Genomic DNA, 5,689 nt, shown 5'->3' with positions numbered 1-5,689 from the left:
ATATATAATAGTAGAATAAAAAATTTATTGAAAGGGAATAGAGAGTATGTATTTTAAATGGAATAAACTAAGGCATATATTTTTAATATGGATTTTATTGATATCAACTTTGTTGTCAAGTTTTTCAGTAAATCATACAGTATATGCCGATAACACGACATTTAAAGTTGATTTGAATGTTGTTAATTTATATAGTGATAATACGGTAGACGAAAAGCGAGAATTTTGGGTGAGAGAAACTGTTCCAGCAGCAGTAGATATTTCTGTATCAGGTTCAGGTACAGAATTAAGCGAGCCCTGGGTTGTTTTGACGGTTCCAAAGACAAAAGTTGGTGACTTAACCAAAATTTCAAAACCAATTTTTGTTGATTCGGCTGAAGCTTATGAAACTGAGAAGACAGAAGATGAAAATAATTATTATGTGATATATAAATTTCATCGTATTGGTGGTGGCTTCCGTGGAACGTATCCATTTCCATTTGCTGTTAATGAAGAAGCTGTACGAGATAGAGATGAACTTAATATTAATTTAAAAATTGTAGATGGAAAAAGTACAGCTGATAGTAAACCTGTTCTGTATAACAAAGATATTACGTATGTTCTTAGAAAACAAGAATATATGACTAATGTGGCAATTGCTGAATGGTATCACGGTAATTCTTATCCACGTGCGATTGATGATACATTTGATAATAGTTCGACTAAATTAAAAAGTGATACGTTGTTATACAATGTTAATCTTACAGAAGGAGAGACAGCAACTGGAACAACACCACTAAACTTAGAAACAAAAGTGGGAATTAACTTAAAAGTTCAAGAAGGTATAACCAGTAAATTATCATTGAAACCAGTAGAATATGTTAAAGAAGTCTATACGTTACCAGAAACAATCGAACCACGTATGTCAAATAATGCTGTTACAAATGGAACAATTGCAACTTGGAAAATTCAAGCTGGTGTTGACGCGGAGTATGATTCATCAACTCGTAAGTTGACTATTATTCGATATAAACCAAGTACAATATATGACAATTGGCATTGGTATACCAATCCACATATTGTTGGGAATTGGAATTCAGGGCAAGCATATTTTAAAGCTACAAATTCACCGTTAAATACGATTTTAAATGTAACAGTTGATATAACACAAAAATATGAAGATGAACCAGCACAAACATTCCAGAAATTAACATTGCCGATTGAGTTTAGACCTGTTTACTTTAAACAAACAGGTAGTATGGATGTTTGGAAAGATAATTTAAATGGTAGTGCTAATGTTGATGGGCGTGCAATAAATTATAGTGAGGGAACTTATTATTTTACTAGACCTAAAGGAGAGTTGTATTCTCAACGAACAAATTTAGAATCATTAAGAATGGTACAACAAGGTATTGTGCGTAATACAAATAATGGATCAAGTTTTTCGGATAAGACTGGTGGTATTGTTACGCACGTTTATAAATTGACCGATACGTTAAATAGAGACCGTAAAGGGTTATACTACAAAAAGTTTAAATTTTATAATAGCAATGAAGCTATCAATACACAGCTTGATACAAAAGAAAATGTACTTTATGGTATAAAAGCTGACGGGACAAAAGTTGAATTAGCACGAAATATAAAATCAACGGATACAGTTACCATTGAAGATACAACCAGCCAATATACTAATTTAGAAATTGAGTTTTTAGAACCAATTCAGGTTGATAATACTGATTTTAAATATATCATTGAAGTTGACTTAACAGATGACGAATGGCAAAAATTTAGTGATGGCGAATATGTTAATAGACAAAATTATTACGGTACAACTAGTGTTGACTATATTAACTCTGCAATAGTGGCTAATGTAAGTGAAGCTAAGCGTCAAGATGAAGTTTACAAAGGTAGATACTCATATATTTCTGTATGGAAACCTCAACCAGTAATATCGTTGACAAATGTTTCTCCAACAGTAAGAGTTTTACCATATACCGCAGAAGGTACATCATTTACTTTTAAACAACAGTATCGTATAAATGAAAATACATTTGGGCCTATTGATAAGGTGAAAAATCTTAAAGTTATTTCAATGTTGCCACCTGGATTTAAGTATAAGTCTAAGGGATATTTTTGGGGAGGATACAACGTTTCTTATGGTGAACCACAAGTTATTGAAAACTATAAAGGTACTGGACAGACAGCGCTTATTTGGAGTTTTGGAGACTTAAATATTACTGGTGGTAATGGTTATTTTGAAATCAATCCGGTTATTACAACTGATAAAAATACTCCAAGTGGACAGCATCGTTTATATACTTATATGACATATGATGATAATGATATAGTATCACCAGATAACAACAATATTAGATACATTGATCAGTTAGATTTAGATGATGATAATGATTATTCAGAAAGTTATATATATGGTTCAACAACAGTAACATTTATTCCGCCATTAGAACTATTAGTATCAAAAGTAATTGGATTAGATACGAAACCTAATTCAATGCTTGTAACCGGTGATTTAGGTGGTAATGTCTATTATGGTTTACGCTTATTTAACAATACAATTGCAGAAGTGCGAACTATTAGCACTATTGATACATTACCTGCTCTTGGCGATCATATGATTGCATCGAATCAATCGGGAGAGTACACGCCACGTGGATCGCAATTTTCAACACCGTTAACAAAAGCTTTAGAGGATGTTACGGAAAATCAAACGTTGTTAGAAAAATTTGATATTTTTTATCAATTGACACTACAGGGAATAGACTTAGCAAGTGTGCGTGACGGAGAATGGCTAACCAAAGATCAAGTTAGTGATTTTAGCCAAGTAAAAAGTATCAAGTAAAAAGTATTAAAATTAAATTGAAACAAGGGTCATTCTTGAGTTCCAAAGAAGAAGTTATGTTTATTGTGCCAACACGTATACCCCTGTTGACAGATTTATTAGAAGAATCATCGTATGCGTACAATTCAGTAGCAACATCTACGGATGAAGTGATTTACGCAGAAGCTAATAAAGTGGGGATAACAGTTGCTAAATATACTGTTGGTGGTACTTATTTTAGAGATTTAAATAATAATGGTCAGTTGGATGAGGGAGAAGATCGTATTGCTAATCGAACAGTTGAGTTGATTGATATGTCAACTGGTCAGGTGCTAGTTGATACAGACGGAAAAGCAAGAGTTACAACGACAGATAGTAATGGTCAATACCATTTTGATGTTTATAAACGCGGTGATTATAAAGTACGTTTTGTAGGTAAAGATAAGCAAGAAGAGTTTGTTACTAAATTTGGTAAAACTGTACAAGATAATCATGTCATAAAAACAGAAGATAGTGATGATAACCGCTATGGTTTGACAGAGAGTTTTACTTTAAACCCTATACAAACAACGGCTATTGCTAATGCTGGAATTATAGCGAAAACACGTGATGTAAAAGTGCTAAAAGTGAGTGATGAAATTAATGCTGACGGAAGTAAGAAAGTCTTAGCTGGAGCAACATTTGAATTACGTCGTGAAGATGGTACGGTTATTCAAACGATAACTACTGATGCTAGTGGAAATGCGATATTTACTGAAATTCCTTTGGGAACATATAAATTAGTTGAAACAAAAGCACCAGTTGGCTATGTAAAATCTGATGAAGATCATATAATTACTGTTAATCAAGAGTTGTTGGCTGTGCACGAGGTGTCTAATACTGTTGAAAAAATTAGCATTACAGGAACGAAGACGTGGAACGACGCTGATAATCAAGATAATAAACGCCCAACAAGTATCACGGTAAACTTACTAGCAAATGGAGAAGTAGTTCAAAGTAAAGAAGTAAGTGCAACAGATAACTGGAGTTACGAATTTACAAACTTGCCGAAATATAAAGACGGACAAGAAATAACATATACAGTAACAGAAAATCAAGTTGATGGATATACAACAGAAATTAACGGATACAATATAACAAATAAATACACACCAGAAACTACACAAGTTACTGGAGTAAAAACTTGGGAAGATAACAATAACCAAGATGGCAAACGCCAAGAAAAAATCACAGTAAACTTACTAGCTAACGGAGATATAATTCAAAGTAAAGAAGTAAGTGCAACAGAAAATTGGAGTTACGAGTTTACAAACTTACCGAAATATAAAGCTGGAAAAGAAGTAAATTACACAGTAACAGAAAATCAAGTTGACGGATATACAACAGAAATCAATGGTTACAACATAACAAACAAATACACACCAGAAACTACACAAGTATCGGGACAAAAAGTTTGGGAAGATAATAATAATCAAGACGGAAAACGCCCAGAGAAAATTACAGTAAATCTACTATCAAACGGAGAATTAGTTCAAAGTAAAGAAGTGAGTGCAACAGATAACTGGAGTTACGAATTTACAAACTTACCGAAGTTCAAAGACGGAAAAGAAGTAAGTTATACAGTAACAGAAAACCAAGTTGAAGGTTACACACCAGAAATTAACGGATACAACATAACAAACAAATATATACCAGAGACTACACAAGTATCTGGAGTAAAAACTTGGGAAGATAACAATAACCAAGATGGCAAACGACCAACAAGTATCACGGTAAACTTATTATCGAACGGAGAAATAGTTCAAAGTAAAGAAGTAATTGAGCAAGATAATTGGAGTTACGAATTTATAAACTTACCGAAATATAAATCTGGAAAAGAAGTAAACTACACAGTAACAGAAAACCAAGTTGCTGGCTATATAACAGAAATCAACGGATACAACATAACAAATAAATATACACCAGAAGTTACTAATGTATCTGGAGTAAAAACTTGGGAAGATAACAATAACCAAGATGGAAAACGCCCAGAAAAAATCACAGTTAATTTACTGGCAGATGGTGAGCAAGTAGATAGTAAAGAAGTGAGTGCAACAGCTAACTGGAGTTACGAATTTACAAACTTACCGAAATATAAAGCTGGAAAAGAAGTAAACTACACAGTAACAGAAAACCAAGTTGCTGGATATGAAACAATAATCAATGGTTACGACATAACAAACAAATACACACCAGAAGTTACTAATGTATCTGGAGTAAAAACTTGGGAAGATAACAATAACCAAGATGGCAAACGTCCAACAAGTATCACGGTAAACTTATTATCAAACGGAGAAATAGTTCAAAGTAAAGAAGTAATTGAGCAAGATAAATGGAGTTACGAATTTACAAACTTACCGAAATACAAAGCTGGAAAAGAAGTAAATTATACAGTAACAGAAAACCAAGTTTACGGTTATACAACAGAAATCAATGGATACAACATAACAAACAAATACACACCAGAAACTACACAAGTATCTGGACAAAAAGTTTGGGAAGATAATAATAACCAAGACGGAAAACGCCCAGAGAAAATTATAGTAAATCTACTATCAAACGGAGAATTAGTTCAAAGTAAAGAAGTAAGTGCAACAGATAACTGGAGTTATGAATTTACAAACTTACCGAAATATAAAGACGGACAAGAAGTAAATTACACAGTAACAGAAAATCAAGTTTACGGTTATACAACAGAAATCAATGGATACAACATAACAAACAAATACACGCCAGAAAATACACAAGTTACTGGAGTAAAAGCTTGGGAAGATAATAATAACCAAGATGGAAAACGCCCAACAAGCATCACAGTAAATTTACTATCAAATG

At 32.9% G+C, this 5,689-nt stretch carries 2 protein-coding genes; both read left to right on the top strand.

What is annotated here, in order from left to right; genetic code table 11:
* Positions 1 to 46: 46 nt before the first annotated feature.
* Positions 47 to 2,839, top strand: coding sequence for a hypothetical protein (locus HZY83_RS01905; RefSeq protein WP_179942397.1), 2,793 nt, complete (start codon positions 47 to 49; stop codon positions 2,837 to 2,839).
* 56 nt (positions 2,840 to 2,895) lie between these two features.
* A partial coding sequence (locus tag HZY83_RS08540; RefSeq protein WP_179942396.1) for a Cna B-type domain-containing protein occupies positions 2,896 to 5,689 on the top strand: 2,794 nt, incomplete at its 3' end.

Origin of the sequence: Gemella sp. GH3, from assembly GCF_013415425.1 — a bacterium.
Taxonomy (GTDB): domain Bacteria; phylum Bacillota; class Bacilli; order Staphylococcales; family Gemellaceae; genus Gemelliphila.
Note: the sequence above shows the minus strand (reverse complement) of the source record. Positions and strands in the feature narration are given on the sequence as shown.